Origin of the sequence: Methanothermobacter sp. DP, assembly GCF_026692625.1 — an archaeon.
In the GTDB taxonomy this organism is placed as follows: domain Archaea; phylum Methanobacteriota; class Methanobacteria; order Methanobacteriales; family Methanothermobacteraceae; genus Methanothermobacter; species Methanothermobacter marburgensis.
Window position 1 is genome coordinate 1,285,763 of record NZ_CP113501.1, and the last position, 20,581, is coordinate 1,306,343.

A 20,581-nucleotide genomic window follows, 5' to 3' on the forward strand; every position below is an offset into this window, starting at 1 on the left:
TTTAGCGGTGCTTCCATGGTTCTTGGAAAGGAAGAAATCCTGGAACTTCTCCTTGTTGATGGCCCTGAACTACTGGACCTCATGAAGCGTGTCTGCGAGCCAGGGGAGGTGACCTACTCAAGGAATGTCTTCATACCCCTCACAAGGGCCTGCCGCAACCGCTGCGGTTACTGCACCTTCAGGTCAGACTCCCCCGACCCCCCCATCATTCCCCCAGGGGACGTCCTCAGGGAGGTCAGGATGGCCAGAGATATGGGGTGCACAGAGGCCCTCTTCACCTTCGGTGAGAATGCACATGAGGTCCCCGAGGTGATGGAGAAACTCGAAGAACTCGGATTCAGTGATATGGTTGATTATGCCCATCACCTCTGCAGCGCCACACTGGACCTTGGTCTTCTGCCACACACAAATATGGGTGTGCTTGGCTACAGGGATCTCAGGAGGCTCAGGGAGGTGAACGCGTCCATGGGGCTCATGCTTGAGTCTGCAAGTCCCCGCCTGATGGAAGAAGAGGCGCACCGTGAAAGCCCGGGTAAAGATCCTGCCTTAAGGATAAAGATGATAGAAGACGCTGGGCGCCTTAAAATACCATTCACCACAGGGATACTCGTGGGTATAGGTGAGACAGTGGAGGAGCGGGCTGAATCACTCCTTGAACTCAGGCGTATCCAGGACAGGTACGGTCACCTGCAGGAGATAATAATCCAGAACTTCCGGGCAAAGCCAGGGATACCCATGGAGCGCCACCCAGAGCCCTCACTCCTTGAAATGGTGAGGATGGTTGCTGTGGCCAAGCTCCTCTTTCCCGATGTGAGCATACAGGTGCCCCCAAACCTCAACAGGGAAACAGGTGAGGTCTTCCTGCTTGCAGGTGCAGATGACTGGGGTGGTGTTTCACCGCTGAGCAGGGACTACGTGAACCCGGAGGCCCCCTGGCCAGAGATAGATGAACTTCGAAGGCTCACAGAGTCTGCTGGTTTCACGTTAAAGGAGAGGTTACCGGTTTACAGGAAGTTCATCAACCGTGATTTTTTAAGTCCAAAGGTCATGGAGACAATAGAAAAGCTTTACCCTGAATTCCTTGTATGAAACCCTTCTTTGAGAATTTATGGGTCCCTAAGGGGTTGGTTTATCCAACTGTTTTTTAGATTATGATTCCTCAACCTTTGGGAGTATTATGGTTCCCTCGGAGGGATCCCCTAATTCCATGAAATTTCCCTCTGAATAGAGGAGGGCGACCAGTGCAGCCGTGAGGGCGTCCCTCTGGTGTATGCTCATGGTGGAGGTATCACAGAGTTCCAGCTGCAGCCCTGCATTTTCCAGCATCCCCTCTGCTGTCCTGGGGTGTGTCTCAATAACCTCCACCCCACGGGATTCAAGTGCCTCCCTTATCCTGATACCCCTCATGGTGAGCTCCCTCATCCCCCTCCAGGTCAATGGTAGAACACTGCCATACCTTCTGATCTCAAGGTCAGCCCTTCTGAAGTGGCCATGCCTGCTGCAGCTGCAGTCACTCCTGAGGCAGCAGCGCCCTCTGGGAAGTGAGAGTGGCGCGTCAACCGCCACTGTATCTGCGGATTTCACTGAATGGATTATCTCATCAAATGAGAAGACACTGAACACCTTCACCTTCCCACCATCTATTATGGCCACGCCTGTCTCGTTTTCATGAGATGCAGCCAGATCAACGCCTGCAACAGACACCGCTACCCCTCAGTGGACCCTTACATCCAGGACAACATGCCAGACACCCGGCGAGTACTTCTTTATAACATGCCTGTCAAGAACAGACACCCTCCTTGGGTGTGCTGCCCTTTCAATCCTCTTAAGGGGCCTTGAGAACATTATACTCTCAGGGACAGTTTCATGGTAGTGTAAAACGCCCCCCTCATTGACGCATTCCAGCGCAGCTTCAAGGAAGTGGTGGGTGGTTCCAACATAACCCATTATAACCCGGTCAGCGTCCAGTTCAGGGGCGATGGAACGGCAGTCGCCCAGGTGTGGTTTCACGACCCCCTCAACCCTGTTGAGTTCTATATTGGATTTAAGGAATTCAAATGAGTCAGGGTTTATCTCTATGGAGTGAACCCTCCTAGGATTTGAGTGGACCGCCACCGGTATCGAAAAGTAGCCTATACCCGCAAACATGTCAACAACGGTTTCGCCGTCCTCCACAAGTCCGGGTATTCTGGCCCTCTCATTTATGTTGCCCCTTGACCACATTACCCTGGAAAGGTCTATCCTGAAAAGGCAGCCGTTTTCCCTGTGGATTGTCCCGGTGCATTCACCTGCAAGGACCCTGACCCTGGGCTTCCTCAGGGGTCCACGTATCCCCTCAACAAGGAGAACACCCCTCACACCGGGCATTTCAAGGAATCTTTCAGGGTCCTCAACATCCCTGTTTAGAACTATAATGTCCCCTATCCTCACCCATTTCATGTTTTCACTGCTAGGAGGGCTTTCTGAAAAATAAATCCATAAATGTTCTTCTTCATCAAAGTATTTAATGGCTTCTGTTGAAGGCAAAAAAGATAACTAGCATGAAATCCAACCCTTTATATATAAATTTGAGGGGTTTTTTTATGAGTAAGGTAAACCGTGATGAGATACTCAGCATCCTTGATGGATACAGCAGGGAAGACATAACAGTTGCAACCCTTGGCAGCCACACATCACTTCACATACTCAACGGTGCAAAACAGGAGGGCTTCAGAACCGCTGTGGTATGTGAAAAGGGCCGGGAGGTACCATACCAGCGGTTCAGGGTTGCAGATGAATTCATAATTGTTGACAAATTCAGTGACATTGTAAATGACGATGTTCAGGACAGATTAAGGTCCATGAACAGTATAATAGTTCCCCACGGATCATTTGTGGCCTACGCAGGCCTTGACCATATCGAAAACGACTTCTATGTCCCCATGTTCGGTAACAGGGACATACTGAGATGGGAATCCGAACGCGACCTTGAGAGGAAACTCATGAAGGAGGCTGGTATAAGGATACCCCTCAAGTACACTGACCCCGAAGAAATAGACAGACCAGTGATGGTCAAGTTCCCGGGGGCCAGGGGTGGCCGGGGATACTTTGTGGCTTCCAGTACAGAGGAATTCAACGATAAAATCGATTCAATGATTGAGAGGGGCTGGATAACCGAGGACGATGTTGATGATGCCCACATTGAAGAGTATGTCTCAGGTACAAACTTCTGTATCCATTACTTCTACTCAATCATGAACGATGAAGTGGAGCTCATGGGCATGGACAGCCGCTTCGAGTCAAACATCGACGGCCTTGTGAGGATACCTGCAAGGGACCAGCTCGAGATAAACCTCGAGCCATCATATGTTATAACAGGTAACCACCCTGTTGCGATGAGGGAATCACTGCTTCCACAGGCATTTGACATGGGCGACCGTATGGTTGATGCGGCCAGTAAGATCGTGCCCCCGGGTATGAACGGCCCATTCTGCCTTCAGACCATGTGCACAGATAACCTCGAAATCGTTACATTCGAGATGAGTGCCCGTACAGATGGGGGAACAAATACCTTCATGCATGGATCCACCTACAGTTACCTCATCCATGGGGAGGGGATGAGCATGGGGCGGCGTGTTGCAAGGGAGATAAAGGTGGCCTCAGAGACAGACCGCCTGCCTGAAATCATAACATAGCACCCCCACTTTCATTCTGGATCCATAAAAACCTGAAATGATAACCCCCTTAACCTTATTTTATTATAAAAAAATCGCAAAGTTTAATAAGGACCTCCAATTTATATAAGGTACAGAACTTTTATGTCCTCATGGACAGCCACTTACATCATAAAACACAATTAAGAACTGGAGCTGGTTTTTTATTATTTTTATTGAGGTGTATTTATGAAAGATGAAAAAACGCTGAAAGGCACCACAACTGTTGGCATAACATGCAAGGATGGAGTTGTTTTTGCCACAGAGAGAAGGGCCAGCATGGGCAACCTCATAGCCCACAAGGCCACAGACAAGATCTTTAAAATAGATGAACACATAGCAGCCACAATAGCGGGCTCAGTTGCAGATGCCCAGAGCCTCATGAAATACCTCAAGGCAGAGGCTGCCCTTTACCGCATGAGAAACTCAGAAAGGATAAGCATAGAAGCTGCAGCTGCACTTGCAGCCAACATACTTCACTCATCACGTTTCTACCCATTCATTGTACAGACACTCCTCGGTGGTGTTGATGAAACAGGTGCAAAGATATACTCCCTTGACCCATCAGGGGGTATGATACCTGACAGGTTTGTATCCACAGGTTCAGGTTCGCCTGTGGCCTACGGTGTGCTTGAGGACAGGTACACCGATGAACTTTATGTTGATGATGCGATTGACATCGCCATAAGGGCCATAAAGTCAGCCATGGAGAGGGACACCTATTCAGGCAACGGCATCCTTGTGGCGACTGTCACAGAGGAGGAAGGCTTCAGGATGCTCAGCCCAGAGGAAATCCAGAAAAGGCTTGAAGACCTCAACTGATTTTTTCCTGTTTTTTTAATCTGCAGTAAACGTCCCGTTTACTGTTGATCCCCTGTTTTTTAGAAGTGATCTTATGGTTTCAGAGATGCTTGAAGAAATCAAAAGGACAATAATGCAGAGACTTCCTGAGAGGGTCCAGGTTGCAAAGGTGGAATTTGAGGGACCCGAGGTCGTCATTTACACCAAGAACCCCGAGATAATAACCGAGAACGGTAACCTCATAAGGGACATTGCAAAGGACATACGCAAGAGGATAATAATAAGGTCCGACCGTTCGGTACTCATGGACCCTGAGGAGACCATAAGGAGGATCCATGAGATAGTACCTGAGGAGGCGAAGATAACCAACATATCCTTTGACGATGTCACCTGCGAGGTCATCATCGAGGCAAGAAAACCAGGGCTCGTAATAGGTAAGTACGGCTCAACATCCAGGGAGATAGTCAAGAACACTGGATGGGCCCCCAAGATACTGAGAACACCTCCAATATCCTCTGAAATAATAGAGAGGATACGCAGAACCCTCAGGAAGAACAGTAAGGAAAGGAAGAAGATTCTGCAGCAGCTTGGAAATAGAATACACCAGAAACCAAAATATGAGAATGACTGGGCACGGCTTACAGCCATGGGTGGCTTCAGGGAAGTGGGGAGATCCTGCCTCTACCTCCAGACCCCCAACAGCAGGGTCCTCCTTGACTGTGGGGTGAACGTTGCCGGTGGGGATGACAGGAACTCCTACCCCTACCTCAATGTCCCTGAATTCACACTGGACAGCCTGGACGCGGTAATAATAACCCACGCCCACCTTGACCATTCAGGTTTCCTGCCCTACCTCTACCACTACGGATACGATGGGCCCGTCTACTGCACAGCCCCAACCAGGGACCTCATGACGCTCCTGCAGCTTGACCACATAGACATAGCCCACAGGGAGGACGAACCACTTCCATTCAACGTTAAACACGTGAAGAAGAGCGTCAAACACACCATAACCCTGGATTACGGCGAGGTGACCGACATAGCACCGGATATACGGCTGACACTCCACAATGCAGGCCACATCCTGGGATCGGCAATGGCCCACCTCCACATAGGCGACGGCCAGCACAACATGGTCTACACAGGGGACTTCAAGTATGAGCAGAGCCGGCTCCTTGAACCAGCAGCCAGCAGGTTCCCGCGAATTGAAACCCTGGTGATGGAGAGTACCTACGGTGGACACGAGGACGTGCAGCCACCAAGGACACGGGCAGAGAAGGAACTTGTGAAAACAATCTACTCCACCCTTAAAAGGGGCGGTAAGATACTCATACCGGTATTCGCGGTTGGAAGGGCCCAGGAACTCATGATAGTCCTTGAGGAGTACATAAGGACAGGTATAATCGATGAGGTCCCGGTATACATAGACGGTATGATCTGGGAAGCCAACGCCATCCACACGGCAAGACCCGAGTACCTCAGCAAGGACCTCAGGGACCAGATATTCCACATGGGCCACAACCCCTTCATCTCAGAGATCTTCCATAAGGTCAATGGTATGGATGAGCGGAGGGAGATCGTTGAGGGAGAACCCTCAATAATCCTGTCAACATCGGGTATGCTGACAGGCGGAAACTCCCTGGAGTACTTCAAGTGGCTCTGCGAGGACCCCAAGAATTCACTGGTATTTGTGGGTTACCAGGCCGAGGGCTCCCTTGGTAGGAGGATCCAGAAGGGGTGGAAGGAGATCCCCCTCAAGGATGAGGAGGACAAGATGCGGGTCTACAATGTGAAGATGAACATAAAGACCATTGAGGGTTTCAGCGGTCACTCAGATAGAAGACAGCTCATGGAATACGTGAAGAGAATCTCACCCAAACCTGAGAAGATACTGCTCTGTCACGGTGATAACTACAAGACCCTTGACCTTGCATCAAGCATCTACAGGACGTACCGCATCGAAACAAAAACACCGCTGAACCTTGAAACAGTACGTATACAGTGAGGCTAACTATTTAGATGACCTTAAACTATTCTTTAGTGGTGATTGAATGGTAACCTATTCAGAATCCGGCGTGGATATAGACCTGGAGGAGCTGACCGTATCACGCTTAACCTCCCGGCTTAAGGACACACTCAGATACTGCGACGTTATAAGCGGGGCCGGCCACTTCGCAGCCCTGGTCAGGATGGGTGATGTGGCCATAGCCATGAGCACCGACGGTGTCGGTAGCAAGATACTGGTCGCTGAGATGATGAACCGGTACGACACCGTGGGGATTGACTGCATCGCAATGGTGGTAAACGATATACTCTGTGTGGGCGCAAGGCCGGCGGCACTCGTTGACTACCTGGCCGTTGAAGAACCCGACCCTGATGTTGCGGATGAGATAGGTGAGGGCCTTGCAAGGGGTGCTGAAATCGCACAGGTGGCCATAATAGGTGGTGAGACAGCCTCACTACCAGGTATAATCAGAAACCTTGACCTTGCAGCCACGGGGATCGGTTTTGTTGGTGTGGACAGCATAATAACCGGTGAAAACGTAAGTGATGGTGACGCTGTTATAGGCCTTGAAAGCAGCGGTATACACAGTAACGGCCTGAGCCTTGCCAGGAAGGTATTCTTCGATGAACTGAAACTCTCAGTGGAGGATGAAATGCCCGGCTCCAGTAAAACCGTGGGTGAGGAGCTGCTTGAACCCACAAGGATCTACGTGGATCCTGTAATGAGGCTCCTTGAGTCAGGGGTGAGTGTCCATGGCCTTGCCCACATAACAGGAGGGGGCTTCGGAAACCTCAAGAGGCTCAACAGGTACGCCGGATACCATCTTGATTCCCTGCCAGAACCACAGGAGATATTCAGGACCATCCACGAAGCAGGGGTTAATATAACAGAGATGTACAGGGTTTTCAATATGGGTGTGGGCTTCTGTGCTGTTGTCAGCCACGGGGACCTTGACGATGCCCTTGATGTCCTTGGTGATGGGGCCCACCATATCGGGAATGTCACATCCAGGAAAGCGGAGGTTGCCCTTAAAACTTACACCGGTGAATCAATAAAGCTTTAGGAGGACTCTTATGAGGATAAGTGCTGAAGAGGAAGTTAGAATCATAAAGGAGATACTCACCGCCATGAATGTTCCAGAGGAGGTTTCAGAGATAGTGGCTGAGGTTACCCTTGACGCTGACCTGAAGGGTTTCAGTTCACATGGAATCGGCCGTTTCCCCCAGTACGTTGAGGGGCTGCGGTGCGGAACAATAAAGCCCCATGCTGACATAACCATTGAAAGGGAAACCCCTTCAACGGCCCTCATAAACGGTAACCACATATTCGGACACTTTGTCGCCTGCAGGGCCATGGAACTTGCAATTGAAAAGGCCCGGGATACCGGTGTAGGGCTTGTGGGTGTCCATGACTCCAACCACTTCGGTGTCGCCGGATACTACTCGGACATGGCGGTCATGAAGGACATGATAGGGATTGTGATAGCAAATACAGAGCCTGCAGTGGCACCCATAGGTGGTAAAACACCCATACTGGGAACAAACCCCGTGGCCATAGGGATCCCATCAAACAGGCACTATGTCTCGGTTGACATGGCAACCTCAGCATCCGCCAGGGGCAAACTCCTGGAGGCCGCCAGGAAGGGTGAGAGGATACCCGAAAACATAGCCCTGGACGCCGATGGAAACCCCACCACTGACCCTGAACTTGCCCTTAAGGGGTCCATACTCCCCTTCGGTGGGCATAAGGGTTATGCACTTTCATTCATGATAGAGATCCTGGCGGGCCCCCTTGTGGGGGCGGCCTTTGGGGCTGCGGTCAGGGGAACAGCGAACCCCCGGGAGATGTGCACCAAGGGTGACCTCATGATGGCCATAGACCCCTCAAAGATGGTTGACCTCCAGGAATTCAAATCCAGCGTGGATGAATTCATCGAGGAGGTCAAATCATCCGGTGACGTCCTCATACCAGGTGACATTGAGGCCATGAATATAAAGAGGGGGCGCGATGAAGGAATAGATGTGGACGAAAAGCTCCTTGAAAGGCTGAATGAAATATCAGATGAGCTCGGACTGGACCTCAAGATTAAGGGGTTATGAAGTTGGATAGCAGCAGGGCTGTTTATGAGGGTATGAAGGAGGCGGGGATAGACTTCGCGGTCAGTGTCCCCTGTGTGAACCTCAGGTTTGTCCTTGAAATGCTGGACTCTGACCCTGAAATCAGACACGTGCCTGTTACACGTGAAGAGGAGGGATTCGGTGTTGCAGCCGGTGCCCGCATGGCCGGCAAGACCACGGCCATGCTGATGCAGAACTCTGGTCTCGGTAACTCCGTGAATGTCCTGGCATCACTCTACAGCCTCTACCATATCCCCATAACCATGATTGTAAGTCACAGGGGCACCCGGGGCGAGTTCATGGAGGCCCAGGTTCCAATGGGAAGTGTCACGGCGGATATACTTGATGTCCTCAAAATACCCTACAGTACCCCTGAAACACCCTCAGAGGCAAGGGAATCCATAATGGAACTCACAGAACTCTCACTTGAAAGGAGGCACCCTGTGGCTGTACTACTTGAGGTTGCCTACTGGTGATACCATGCTCACAAGAATTGAAGCCATAAAAAGAATTGTGGAAGTCCTTGATGATGAAATCGTGGTATGCAACCTGGGTTTCCCGTCAAGGGAACTCTACAGTATTAAGGATTCGCCAAGGCATTTCTACATGCTTGGATCCATGGGTATGGCATCCTCCATTGGACTTGGACTTGCCCTCTCACAGGATAGAAGGGTTGTTGTACTTGATGGTGATGGATCCATCCTCATGAACCTGGGGGGACTGGTAACAGCCGCTGCCCAGGCACCCGGAAACCTCATCATAGTCCTCCTGGACAACAGATGCTACGGGACCACAGGTTCCCAGTGCAGCTACGCAGATGTGATAGACCTGGGGGACGTTGCTGAGTCAATGGGATTCAATGTTATCAGGTTCCACAAGGAACTCGACTTTAAAAGGGCCCTCAAGGAGGATGGGCCCGTGTTTGCCCATGTGCCTGTAACCCCCGGTAACGCGGATGTACCTGTCATAGATTTAAGTCCTGAGGAGATAATAGAGAGGTTCATGGATGAGCTGAGGCCTTAAGAGCTCCTGCCTGTGTATGTGGCGTAGAAACCATCTGTGTCTGCGTAAACCGTGTGGAAACCGAATTCCTCGGCGATTTTTATTGTCCTCTTGATATAGTCCCTTCCCCATGCGGTTATGGCCTCTGCACACTCCATTGAATACCACCTGAACCTTGAGTAACCGTAGACCCCATACATGGTGTTCGCAAGCCTCTTGAGGGCTTCCTGCTGTACATTGAGTATCTTCCGCTCCATTGGGTCCTCTGAGCGCTTCATCTCCCCCTTGATTCTGACCCTCTCAGAGAGTATCTCACCTATAACCGATGGTACAAAACCAGGTGGCTCCTTACGGAACCTGTAACCGTATTCTGGTGCAACGTGGCATTCACAATCCCCCTCATCTGTGAGTGTATCGGGGGATATGTTCTTTGAGATTATTATGCTGGGGTAGAGGCTGCGGAAGTCAAACTGGACTATGTTCTCATGGAGGCCCCTCTCAGGTTCCTTAACATACCCCCCAACGGCCCTGCGGCCCCTTCTCTTTGAGAACTCCGAGTGTGAGGGTTTGTTTGGTACAAGTTCACCGTACTGGTGTGCCTTGCGTACAAGGAACCATTCGGCCTGCTGTCCGGTTGCCATGCGGGATATGTCAAATAGGGGCTGGCCAACTATACGGGTGAGCTCCATGTTAAGGGGGAGGATCTTCTCTGCGATCCTGTAGGTTGCAACGACATCATCAAGGGAGTACCTGAAGAGTTCATCCCTCAGCTCCTCCCGGTCCCAGTACTCCCAGAGTTTATCGCCGGGAAGGTCTATCTTCTCCTCCCCGAATAGCTCCTGGTAGACCCTCTCAAGTGTGTAACGGTCAAGGTTCATGTACCTCCTCATCACAGGGTAGAGGTCCACATGCACCGTCCCCCTTATGGCTGTTGCGTTTGCAAATCCCCTCCTCATGGTCTTTATCCCTGAGCCGTCCCATCCAAGGTCAAGTTCCACTCCAAGAATCTCGGCCCTCCTTGATAGGTAGGGGAAGTCGAAGTTGTCGGAGTTGTAGCCCACGAGGATGTCGGGTTTTTTCTCCCTGACGATTTCAGCGAACCTATCAAGGATTTCAGCCTCATCCTCAACCATTTCAACGAATTCCAGGTGCTCGCCCCTTGTTGATATCACCGATTCAACACCCATGTTGCCGGCAATACCAACCATCACTATCTCATCATTCTCAGGGTCAGGCATCCCATGGGGGTTTCTAACCTCAATGTCAAAGCTGAGGATGTCCAGTTGAGGGAAGCCAGAATCAGATGTTTCTATTTCATCTCTTATCTCAATGATTCTCACATCATCTGATTTGACGGATGGTGCCGAGTCCACCTCCACCCCACTGAATTCTATCCCTGACATTGGCACGATTGACCTGTCAATGAGGTACCTCCTGTAGAATGGGATGTCATGTTCCCTTATATCCGCCACGGATTCAAGGTTCCTTATCCTCTCCCTTAACTTCGGAACCTCCTGGGGGTGCCTGAATTCTATCCTTATAACCTCCACTGGTCTTCCAAGGTCCCTTCGCTCTGTGACCTCAAGCTTTTCCAGTCCAAGTTCAGCGAGGTCATCCATGCACCTATCTGTATCAGTGGGGATTGCATAGATGTAGGGCCTGAATGAACTGTCATATGCGATGATTGGCTCATTCCCTGACCTGTCCTTACCAAATAGTCTGATGACCGGCATCTCATCGACAGTTAGGTAGTCGATGTCAAGGAGCACCATACTGTATCTGTCCATAAAATTTACTCTGTTTTGGGGGACTAATAAAATGTTCCAGTGAAAAATGAAGGGGTCATTCGTTTTACCTGGAATGCAGAAAATTTCATATCAGCTCCTCTTCACAATCATATAATATATAACTCTTCTTAAACTAGCAAATGAGAATATTTACGAGAGTTGTCTTCCTAGAGGGCCCTAGCCTATCAGCGCAAAAAAGAAAGAAAAAAGTTCTTGAATATCCATCACACAAATTGTTAACGTACTGGTTTAATTAATCGTGGAGAAGATAAAATATGGTATCATGAATCTTATGGAAATGATAAGTAATGCTCTTAATAGATAAAGGCAACTAAAGGCTTTGAGAGGGTGAAGTTCATAATATTGTATGGATCAGCAGCCCATGGTAGAGCACAGTAGCTCCGATATAGACCTTTGGATCTATTATGATGGGGACAAGGAAGAGGCTGGGGATTTCAGATTCAGGCTCTTATCAAAGCTTCCGGAAATATTTGATGTTGAGATTTTCCACTTCTCCCATTGTACATTAGAATAGAGGTTGAAGGGAAAATTAATCTACTGTGAGGATGAAACATTCTTGCATGATGTTGCATGGGAAACTATAAAAGAATTCGACGCCTTTAAACATAGGTTCTATGATTATATTGGAGAAAAGTCAATAGGATAAGGGAGTGAGGATGGTAAGGAAGACTACTATAAGAACGAAACTTAGGGAAATAGAAGAAAGCATAAAGTCGGTGAAAGAGAATACTCCCACGACCTTCAAGGAATTTTCCAGGCTAGGACTTGTAAAGGACGGGATCTATAAAAGATTGGGATTTTCCATGGAGAATATTTGACATATGCTTCTGATCTAAAACTTGGAGTTCCAGGTGAAGATGAAGACGTGTTCGAAAACCTGATGCGGGAGAACATCATAAACGAGAAGATGGGTGAAAAACTCAGGGCCATGAAAGCCTTTAGGAACATCTTGGCTCATCGTTATGGAAAAATCGATGATAAAATAGCCTTCAATACATTTTCAGGATAGCTTCCTTTAAATTGAATCTTTTCACAATCCCTTCTAAGGTTGTTAATTTTACTTGCTTTCCTGGTGGAAATCCTTTAATTGTGAAGTGGCCAGGCCTTCATAATCTTCTTTTATCCTTATTTTTTCCATGTTCTTGCTGAGGCCCCCTCGTTGAATGCTATTGTTTTCTTGTCTAAGCTATTAACTTTAATGTTTTTTAGGAGCAATGAATATGAGCTTGGATAGGGTTCGAAGGCATATACTTGCCCCGCCCCCTTTAGTATGAAGTATATTGGTGAATCTCCGATATGAGCCTATATCAACCACAATTTTCCCTTTAACGTTTAATTGTTTGTAGACTTCCATGCCAAAGATCTCGTTTAACACTTTGAGGGCGTCTAGTAGCACTCTTTTACTTGAATAGAATCTAAGGTTTCGGTTTTTGAATTTGAATTTTATGATGGAACCCCAAATCTTAGCATCCTGTAGCATGTGAGAATAAGATACGATAATAGTCCCATAGATTTTCTATTTCTACTTTTTCTCCATTGCTGAGCTCCCCTAGGAATCTGTTCGAGACGCCAAATCTGAATAGTATGGCCTTTAACCAATTCTTGAAAACCTTTCTAGCATTTAAAAACTCTTCATGATAAAACAAGAGGTTAGAGGAGAATATGGCTCTCATATAATCTGTGAAGGTTACATTTAACATAGTTTGTAGTCTCCATATTTGGAGAGGGTCATTGTATCTGGTTTTTTGTGGTAATATGGAATGGTTCTAGGGAAATGAAAGATTTTATCTTTGTTGTTTGGGATGAGGGAGCCGTCTCCCGGAACTCCCAAAATGAAGCTCTTTGACATATCAAGGCAGAACGGGAGAAGTTTCGTCTGTCGGTGGGGTGGTTCACCTCGATCTTAAAAATTTGGATTTTCACCCCCCCATTGTAATTTCCTCTTTTAGTTAAGCTTTTTTTGTTTCCTACACACTTTAACCTATTTAGTAATGCCTATTTTAGGGGGCACTTTCATCTCAGCAACACTTTTACGGGGCTTGTTGCTTTAACCTTTGCATTTTAACTAGCCGTTATGCTTAACATGAAGATCAAAACAAGGTGCAAAGCTAATAAGTCTTTTTTAGATGATTTCATCCATAAACTTATTATAAATCAACGTAATTTAATGGATACAGAATATTTTGAAATCTAGGTAAATTTTATGTCTGTCATAGAATGAGAATATTATTGTAAATCTAATTACAGAAGGTGAGGTTCAGAAAATGGTTGATGTGCTTAGAGAAATATTTGGTGATACTAAATTGTATTGTTAGAGATGATGAAAAGGCCCATAATTTCTGTAAAAACCTGTTAAAAAAATCACATGAACTTCAATCATTTTTAACAAGGACAGCCATATGGTCCTTCTCGTAGGGATTGAGACCCACCTGATCGATCACCTGGAAATCTGAGTCCCTGAGTTTCCTGACCTCCTCACGGAAGATCTTACGGGGGCTCCTTGTAACATCTATGCTCCTGGCCTTTATCATTATGAGACCGTAGCCATCATCCCTCAGAAAATATTCCATATTCTCGGTGAACAGCCGGGTCTGATCTGGCTGTGCAATGTCACAGTAGACAAGGTCAGCGGCCTCAACCATCCTAAGGTAATCTCTGGGTCTTGAGGCGTCCTCGAGAAGCGGCAACATGTTCATACGGGCACTGCACACCTCCAGAAGCTCCCTCATCATTCTGGGTGAAAATTCAACGCAGTATACCCTGCCGTCTGTCACGATGTCCGAGATGTGCGAGGCTGTTGTTCCGGCCGAAGCCCCAAGATACAGCACATGGCAACCGGATTTGAGGCTGAAGCCTCTGAGGCCGTTGTGAATGGCAGCGGCAAGTTTGGATCGCCTGGGATCCCAGACCCGGTACTCCCGGCCACCCCACTCCATGAGCTTCTCCCCGTAGACCCTGACACCGGGGTTGAGGTTTACTGTGAGGAGAGAGTCATTCATCATAAAAACACCATCAAGACCCTTAACACGTTTCACTGGACACACCCTCCACTCCGATTATCTTTTCCTATTGAACCTCTTCTTTTTGACGGGAGGTTTTTTATTTTTCTTTTTAATCAATTCTAATCTCTCATTGAAACTTTCAATGATCTCTGGATCGAATTCACCGCTGAAAACATCCTTTCTCACCGCAATCACTGTTTTGCCAGCAAGAAGCCTTGCAACCTTGCCCCTTATCCACCAGGGCGATGACCGTATGGATGGGTGCTGAAAGATCACACCATGCTTTGGTGGTCTGGCATTTGATTTGAGGTGCCTGAACAGGGCCTTTTCAGCCCCAAGGACCTGTACAGTGGATGAGGGGAGCATGGCAAGTTCTCTCAGGCCACCTGCATGTGCAATAAGCCTTGCCCCAACATTAGCACCTGCAAGTGCCCTGAGGTTGGGGGCGAGTTTCTCCATTTTGAGGTCAATATACCTCTCGGTGTCCTGCCTCAGCCTCTGAAGTCTCCTGATATTCTCTGCAAGGTCCATGAAGATATGAAGGTCCTCGCTGCTGATATCTGAGCCTATACTTTCCTCAACATCCATCCTGAAATTTTCAAGTATCCTCTCCCTGTCACCGTACCTGGCAACCAGCTCAACGTACTGCTCATGGCTCCTCACACCATCCAGTTCCGGGAAGTGAAGGGAATACCATTCCCTCAGCCTTTCTATCAGTTTCCCGATCTCCTCGTCCAGTTCATCAAGGGCATTTATGGCCTGTATGAGGAACCTGTCGGATTCTCTGAGGGACTCCCTCAGTTTTTCCCGGGCTGCCGAGATGAGGGCGTCGTGTATTAATCTGGAGGGGGGTATATCAGTGATGGATTCCAGTATCTCATCGAGGTTTTCCCTCAGATGGACTCCGGCGCCTGATGGCATTTCGAACCTGATTTTACCGAATTCAGAGTATGCAGGTGAGGGTTCGGCCTCAACAATAACTTCATCGTATTCAGCAATTAGCCTTTCAAGTATACTCCTCTCCTCAGGTGTGATTCCTCCCATCTGTGATTCTTTGAGCCTGCCGGCCACCTCATCCAGCGGGAAAGTTTCATAATCTATGACTTTCAGATCTTCACTGAAGGCAACAAAACCAGCAACGCAGCCTGTAAGATAACACTTCATAGGGGTACATCTATAGGTGGTGACTATAAATATATTTAGAAGGTGTTTTTCATGCTGAGGACCAGGATATGTAATATTGAGCTCAGGAATCCGACCATGCTTGCCGCGGGAGTTATGGGGAGCATGGCATCATCCCTCAACAGGGTCTACCGTGCGGGTGCAGGGGCCGTTGTAACCAAATCATTTTCACTGGAACCCAATGAGGGCTATAAAAATCCCACCACAGTCGAGGTTACCGGCGGGATCATAAATGCCATAGGCCTATCAAATCCAGGGGTTGAGGCATTTAAAGAGGAGCTCAGGGGGGTGGATGATGATGTGTCCCTCATAGCATCCATCTATGGGTCTTCACCGGAGGAATTTGCCAGGGCCGCTGCTTCTGTGGAGGAATATGTTGACATGATTGAACTCAATGTGTCCTGTCCCCATGCCATGGCGGGCTGCGGGGCTTCCATAGGGCAGGATGCCGGGCTGACATTCAGGGTGGTGTCAGCTGTAAAGGACGCCGTTGGGGTGCCGGTATCCACCAAGCTCACACCAAACGTTACAGACATCGTTGAGATAGCAAAAAGTGCGGAGGAAGCGGGTTCAGATGCCCTGACCCTCATAAACTCCCTTGGCCCCGGGATGAAGATTGATATAAAAACAGCAAAACCTGTACTCTCCAATGCCTTTGGGGGAATGTCGGGTCCCGCCATAAAACCCGTGGCTGTAAGGTGCGTCTATGATGTTTACCGCAGTGTTGAGATCCCCCTAATTGGTGTCGGTGGCGTCAGGGACTTCAGGGACGCGGTTGAATTTCTCTTTGCAGGTGCAGTGGCCGTTCAGGTGGGTACAGCCATAATGTATGATGGTCCCGGGATCTTCATGAGGATATGCAGGGGCCTTGAGAGGTTCATGATTGAGGAGGGCTTCTCATCGGTTGATGAGATGGTTGGCCTGGCCCATGAGGGGGTGTGAGTTCCATGGGAAATGTTCCGGAGATTCTTGAAATTAAGGGGATAGTTGAGGAATCTGAGACCGTCAAAACCTTCATATTTGACTGGGACTTCAGGAGCGAAATAGTCCCCGGGCAGTTCGTCATGGTCTGGAATTTCAGCGACGAGAAACCCATGTCAGTATCACTCATTGACCATAAGAGGTCTGAGATCGGCATATCCATAAGGAGGGTTGGTGAATTCACATCATCGGTCCATGAACTGGAGGAGGGAGACCTCCTGGGGGTCAGGGGACCCTATGGAAGGGGTTTTGAACTCATAGGAAGAAACCTGATCCTTGTGGGTGGAGGGATAGGCATGGCCCCCCTGGCAGCCCTTGCAGAGGAGGCTGTGGCCCGGGGCATGAATGTGGATGCGGTTGTGGCTGCAAGGACAGCAGATGAGCTTCTCTTCACCGAGAGACTTGAGGGCGCAGGTGTTAATATCCATACATGTACAGATGATGGAACCTGCGGGTTTCAGGGATTTGCACATGAACGCCTTTCTGAAATGGATGGAGAATATGACATGGCGGCTGTGTGCGGTCCGGAACCCATGATGTTCCATGTGAAGGAGGTGCTTGATGAGAGGGGAATACCGGCCCAGTTTTCCCTTGAGAGGTACATGAAGTGTGCCGTGGGTATCTGCGGCCAGTGCTGCGTTGATGGGACAGGGTGGAGGGTCTGCGCCGAGGGCCCTGTCTTCTGGGACCATGAATTAAGGTGTGTGGGTGAATTTGGCAGGTACAGGAGGGACGCTGCCGGCCGGAGAATCAGCTGGTAATGTGGTGGTTTCATGATAGAGAGGCTCAGAGGCACCATCACATCCACTTCATTCCTTGTACTTGCACTGATACTTCTATCGGCCATTGTAATCTATCCCATCTGGACCATGCTCTTCCTGGGGGCGGTATTCGCCTACATTGTAAGGCCTGTGGCTTTAAGGATAAATGAGAGGATACCATACCTCTCGGTCTCCATAATCATCGCAATGGTCTTTGTTATAATGCCCCTTGTTGGTATAGTGGTTTTCACAGTGGATTCCCTCATAAACTCCACCCCCTCACTCATAACCCTCGCAAGGGGCTTTGATATCCCCCACCTTCCGGGACAGCTCCAGAATTCCGGGAGCACCCTGGGGGCTTTGAGGGGTATTCTAACCGACATACTGAGCGGATCCCTCAACTATGTGATCGATGTGATACAGTCAGTCCCCATGATAGCCCTGCAGCTCTTCATATTCCTCTCATCAACATTCTACTTTGCAAGGGATGGTGAAAGGCTCCTTTCATATATAAGGGGCATCATACCCACTGAAGCCAGGCCCTTCATGAGGAGGATGGCCTCTGAGACAGAACGTGTTCTCATGAGCATATTCTATGGCCACTTCCTCACAGCGCTCCTCATAGGCATCATGGCGGGCGCCGGCTTTCACCTCCTGGGCTACCCCTACGCGATACTACTCGGTATAATAACAGGGATATTTCAGCTCATACCGGTTATAGGTCCATGGGCGGCCTACACCCCCCTTGCCATCTATGACTTCGTGACCGGGAATATCCTCAGGGGGGCTCTGGTCCTGATCTTCGGGATATTCCTCAGCACAATCGACATATACCTCCGGCCAAAGCTCTCAGGTAAGTATGCTGATATACACCCCATGATATTCCTCGTGGGCTTCCTTGGCGGCCCGGTTGTATGGGGTGTGGCAGGGTTCATAGTGGGGCCGCTGGTCCTGGGGCTTGCCTACGCAGCCCTTGAGGCCTACCGGACTGGAGAACCAGATACTGGGGAGAACCAGTGAACCTGGAGTGTCATATGGTTATTTCATAATACTAAAGTACGTGGATGATAGACAATCCAAAAACAGCAAAAAACTAATAAAACTGGAAGAAGGGCATCGTAACAAACAAACTAATAGGCCCTAAAATTGCACTATAAAGGTTCTTAGTCCAATGTTAAATTTTTGATAAAATGAATGAAACTATAAAACCTAGAACTGTTATAAGCCCCGCGAGCTCATGAGTCTCTGAGAAAGCTTCTGGTATCATCGTATCGACGAGCATGGCCAGGATGGCGCCAGCTGCAAGGGCCATGTTAGTCGCGATCAAACCATTAGGTAGATTATTGAAGAGCGTGTAACCTGCAAGTGATGCCATTGCAGTGCAAAATGCTACGAAAAGCCATAAACCAAAAATTGAAATAGCCTTCCAGCCCGATTTTTTCATCCCCACAGAACTTGAAAGACCCTCTGGTATATTGGACAAAAATATGGCGATTACAGTAGCCATGCTCACAACACCACCTTTTATCATAGTAAGGCCTATCGCAACAGATTCTGGTATACCATCCAAGATCGAGCCTACTGCAATGGCTAGACTATCACATTCCAGCATATAGTCACCGGAACGTTTACGATGCTTACCCCCTTTACGCGCCAAATAAACATTCACTCCAGTGAAGATGACAGCTCCACTTATAAAGCCAATGGTAGCATGTAGAAAGCCTCCAAGTTTATAGGCTTCATCCATTAGTTCGAATGCTATGGCTGATATGAGCACACCAGCCCCGAATGCCATGATAGAAGCAACAAGACGCTTGGGCATCCTGAAAAAGTATCCGATTATGGCGCCGATTAGAAGGGCTGAACCAGCGAAGAATCCCCAAAGTCCCGCTAACAACACCAACATAACTAATATTTTGTAAACCTTAAAATATGTTTCTCTAGATTGTAAAGTTTATATTTTGATTTCGAGTCCTATGGGGCAGTGGTCTGATCCCATAACATCTGATAATATCCATGATTTTTTAACATTACCCATAAATTCCTTGTTAACGAAGAAGTAATCTAGTCTCCATCCAACATTCATTTCACGGGCTCTTGTCCTGTAACTCCACCATGTGTATTGTCCTGGTTCCTTGTTGAATGCCCTGAATGTGTCGATGTAACCGTTTTCGATGAAAGTGTCAATCCATGTCCTCTCAACCGGAAGAACCCTGAGATGTTACTGTTTTCCCTTGGCCTTGCGAGGTCTATTTCTTTATGGGCGGTGTTGAAATCGCCGCAGACTATTATGTTATGTCCTGAATCTCTTTCGCGGTTCACATCCTTGAGGAATGCATCATAGAAGTCTAGTTTGTATTTGGGGCGTTCTTCGGACATTTTACCATTGGGAAAGTATATGTTGTAGAGTAGGAAATCATTGAAATCTGCTATTGGATTCGGCCTTCGATGTCGAATTTTTTTATTCCGAATCCTTCTCTCAGGCTTTTTGGTTTGATTTTGGTGTACATGGCAACTCCACTGTAGCCTTTTCTCTGGGCTGGTGTGAAGAATGTGCTGTAACCTTCAACGTGCCTTAATTTTCTTGGGATTTGTCTGTGGTTTGCTTTTATCTCCTGTAGACATAATATGTCAGGTTTTTCTGTGAGGAACCAGTCCAGGAAACCTTTACGATAAACAGCCCTCAGGCCATTAACATTCCATGAAATTATCTTAACAGTGGACATACCAACACCTAATAATTCTCTGGATAAAATAATAGTTAGTATCCATTTATCTTGAGATTTTTGTAGTCAAATGTTTTATAAACTTGGACTGAGATATGTTTTCTTTGTTATGATGAGGCATTCATTTAAGACCGGGTTTAGTTTTGGTTTGACTTCCGCGGTAATCACAACCCTAGGTTTGATGGTGGGTTTGAATTCCGGGACACATTCGAAGTTTGTGGTTATTGGTGGTATATTAACGATAGCGGTTGCTGACGCTCTTTCTGATGCGCTGGGTATCCATGTTTCTGAAGAAGCTGAGGATGGGCATACTACAAGGGAGATATGGTAGGCGACTTGGCCACTTTCTTGTCTAAGTTTGTTTTTGCTTTAACTTTTGTCATCCCACTTTTATTGTTGAGTTTATCAATTGCAATTGTGGTGAATATCTTTTGGGGTTTGTTTCTTTTGGGAATTTTCAGTTTTCAGATCGCCCGGGAACAGAAGAGGGATCCTTGGAGGATA

The 20,581-nt window shown here is 48.1% G+C and carries 20 protein-coding genes and 1 pseudogene; 13 read left to right on the forward strand and 8 right to left on the reverse strand.

Features of this window, described 5'->3' with window-relative positions; genetic code table 11:
- Positions 1-15 precede the first annotated feature (15 nt).
- Entirely contained in the window at positions 16-1,089 is a 1,074-nt protein-coding gene (cofG, locus tag OXN82_RS06860) for a 7,8-didemethyl-8-hydroxy-5-deazariboflavin synthase subunit CofG (RefSeq protein WP_321211132.1), read from the forward strand.
- A gap of 60 nt (positions 1,090-1,149) precedes the next feature.
- On the opposite strand, the gene OXN82_RS06865 is transcribed toward cofG, so the two are convergent.
- On the reverse strand, positions 1,150-1,704 hold the full coding sequence (locus tag OXN82_RS06865; RefSeq protein WP_321211133.1) for a DUF429 domain-containing protein: 555 nt from the start codon (positions 1,702-1,704) through the stop codon (positions 1,150-1,152).
- A 9-nt stretch (positions 1,705-1,713) separates the two neighbouring features.
- Positions 1,714-2,439, reverse strand: coding sequence for a class I SAM-dependent methyltransferase (locus OXN82_RS06870; protein ID WP_321211134.1), 726 nt, complete (start codon positions 2,437-2,439; stop codon positions 1,714-1,716).
- Between the two features lie 143 nt (positions 2,440-2,582).
- On the opposite strand from OXN82_RS06870, the gene OXN82_RS06875 reads away from it, so the two are divergent.
- The 7 genes from OXN82_RS06875 (at position 2,583) to comE (ending at position 9,638) form a co-directional block, all read left to right on the forward strand.
- Entirely contained in the window at positions 2,583-3,674 is a 1,092-nt protein-coding gene (locus OXN82_RS06875; protein ID WP_321211135.1) for a formate--phosphoribosylaminoimidazolecarboxamide ligase, read from the forward strand.
- Between the two features lie 207 nt (positions 3,675-3,881).
- Positions 3,882-4,514, forward strand: a complete 633-nt coding sequence (gene psmB / locus OXN82_RS06880) for an archaeal proteasome endopeptidase complex subunit beta (RefSeq protein WP_147671422.1) — start codon at positions 3,882-3,884, stop codon at positions 4,512-4,514.
- Positions 4,515-4,587: 73 nt separating this feature from the next.
- Complete coding sequence (locus OXN82_RS06885; protein WP_013296370.1) at positions 4,588-6,498, forward strand: beta-CASP ribonuclease aCPSF1; 1,911 nt, start codon at positions 4,588-4,590, stop codon at positions 6,496-6,498.
- Positions 6,499-6,544: 46 nt separating this feature from the next.
- The gene (gene purM, locus OXN82_RS06890) at positions 6,545-7,561 is read left to right on the forward strand and encodes a phosphoribosylformylglycinamidine cyclo-ligase (RefSeq protein WP_321211136.1); all 1,017 of its coding nucleotides are present in this window, start codon (positions 6,545-6,547) and stop codon (positions 7,559-7,561) included.
- A gap of 10 nt (positions 7,562-7,571) precedes the next feature.
- Entirely contained in the window at positions 7,572-8,597 is a 1,026-nt protein-coding gene (gene comC / locus OXN82_RS06895; protein WP_321211137.1) for an L-sulfolactate dehydrogenase, read from the forward strand.
- A complete protein-coding gene (gene comD / locus OXN82_RS06900; RefSeq protein WP_321211138.1) occupies positions 8,594-9,091 on the forward strand; it encodes a sulfopyruvate decarboxylase subunit alpha in 498 nt (165 codons plus the stop codon). The genes comC and comD overlap by 4 nt, the downstream gene beginning before the upstream one ends.
- Before the next feature lie 4 nt (positions 9,092-9,095).
- Positions 9,096-9,638, forward strand: a complete 543-nt coding sequence (gene comE / locus OXN82_RS06905) for a sulfopyruvate decarboxylase subunit beta (RefSeq protein WP_321211139.1) — start codon at positions 9,096-9,098, stop codon at positions 9,636-9,638.
- Here comE and polB1 read toward each other — a convergent pair.
- Entirely contained in the window at positions 9,635-11,404 is a 1,770-nt protein-coding gene (gene polB1 / locus OXN82_RS06910; RefSeq protein WP_321211140.1) for a DNA polymerase PolB subunit 1, read from the reverse strand. The two genes, comE and polB1, sit on opposite strands and share 4 nt — an antisense overlap.
- Before the next feature lie 677 nt (positions 11,405-12,081).
- Between polB1 and OXN82_RS06915 the strand changes: the two genes are divergently transcribed.
- Together OXN82_RS06915 and OXN82_RS06920 are read left to right on the forward strand one after the other, a co-directional pair.
- A complete protein-coding gene (locus OXN82_RS06915) occupies positions 12,082-12,243 on the forward strand; it encodes a hypothetical protein (RefSeq protein ID WP_321211141.1) in 162 nt (53 codons plus the stop codon).
- Positions 12,240-12,434 (forward strand): DUF86 domain-containing protein, encoded by a 195-nt coding sequence (locus tag OXN82_RS06920; protein WP_321211142.1) that lies wholly within the window; start codon positions 12,240-12,242, stop codon positions 12,432-12,434. Before OXN82_RS06915 ends, OXN82_RS06920 begins: the two co-directional genes overlap by 4 nt.
- A 1,363-nt stretch (positions 12,435-13,797) precedes the next feature.
- Here the strand turns inward: OXN82_RS06920 and OXN82_RS06925 are convergent.
- Entirely contained in the window at positions 13,798-14,427 is a 630-nt protein-coding gene (locus OXN82_RS06925) for a fibrillarin-like rRNA/tRNA 2'-O-methyltransferase (protein WP_321211143.1), read from the reverse strand.
- A gap of 54 nt (positions 14,428-14,481) precedes the next feature.
- Complete coding sequence (locus tag OXN82_RS06930; RefSeq protein ID WP_321211144.1) at positions 14,482-15,591, reverse strand: NOP5/NOP56 family protein; 1,110 nt, start codon at positions 15,589-15,591, stop codon at positions 14,482-14,484.
- A 51-nt stretch (positions 15,592-15,642) separates the two neighbouring features.
- Between OXN82_RS06930 and OXN82_RS06935 the strand changes: the two genes are divergently transcribed.
- From OXN82_RS06935 to OXN82_RS06945, 3 genes are read left to right on the forward strand one after another with little or no spacing between them, the layout of a single operon-like run.
- Positions 15,643-16,551 (forward strand): dihydroorotate dehydrogenase, encoded by a 909-nt coding sequence (locus OXN82_RS06935; RefSeq protein ID WP_321211145.1) that lies wholly within the window; start codon positions 15,643-15,645, stop codon positions 16,549-16,551.
- 5 nt (positions 16,552-16,556) lie between these two features.
- A complete protein-coding gene (locus OXN82_RS06940; RefSeq protein ID WP_321211146.1) occupies positions 16,557-17,351 on the forward strand; it encodes a dihydroorotate dehydrogenase electron transfer subunit in 795 nt (264 codons plus the stop codon).
- A gap of 12 nt (positions 17,352-17,363) precedes the next feature.
- Entirely contained in the window at positions 17,364-18,371 is a 1,008-nt protein-coding gene (locus OXN82_RS06945; protein WP_321211147.1) for an AI-2E family transporter, read from the forward strand.
- A gap of 154 nt (positions 18,372-18,525) precedes the next feature.
- On the opposite strand, the gene OXN82_RS06950 is transcribed toward OXN82_RS06945, so the two are convergent.
- From OXN82_RS06950 to xth, 3 genes and pseudogenes are all read right to left on the reverse strand, one after another.
- A complete protein-coding gene (locus tag OXN82_RS06950; protein ID WP_321211148.1) occupies positions 18,526-19,257 on the reverse strand; it encodes a ZIP family metal transporter in 732 nt (243 codons plus the stop codon).
- A gap of 48 nt (positions 19,258-19,305) precedes the next feature.
- Positions 19,306-19,539 (reverse strand): exodeoxyribonuclease III, encoded by a 234-nt coding sequence (locus tag OXN82_RS06955; protein ID WP_321212176.1) that lies wholly within the window; start codon positions 19,537-19,539, stop codon positions 19,306-19,308.
- Positions 19,434-20,077: pseudogene (gene xth / locus OXN82_RS09095) on the reverse strand (exodeoxyribonuclease III). Before xth ends, OXN82_RS06955 begins: the two are co-directional and overlap by 106 nt.
- Positions 20,078-20,581: the final 504 nt, after the last annotated feature.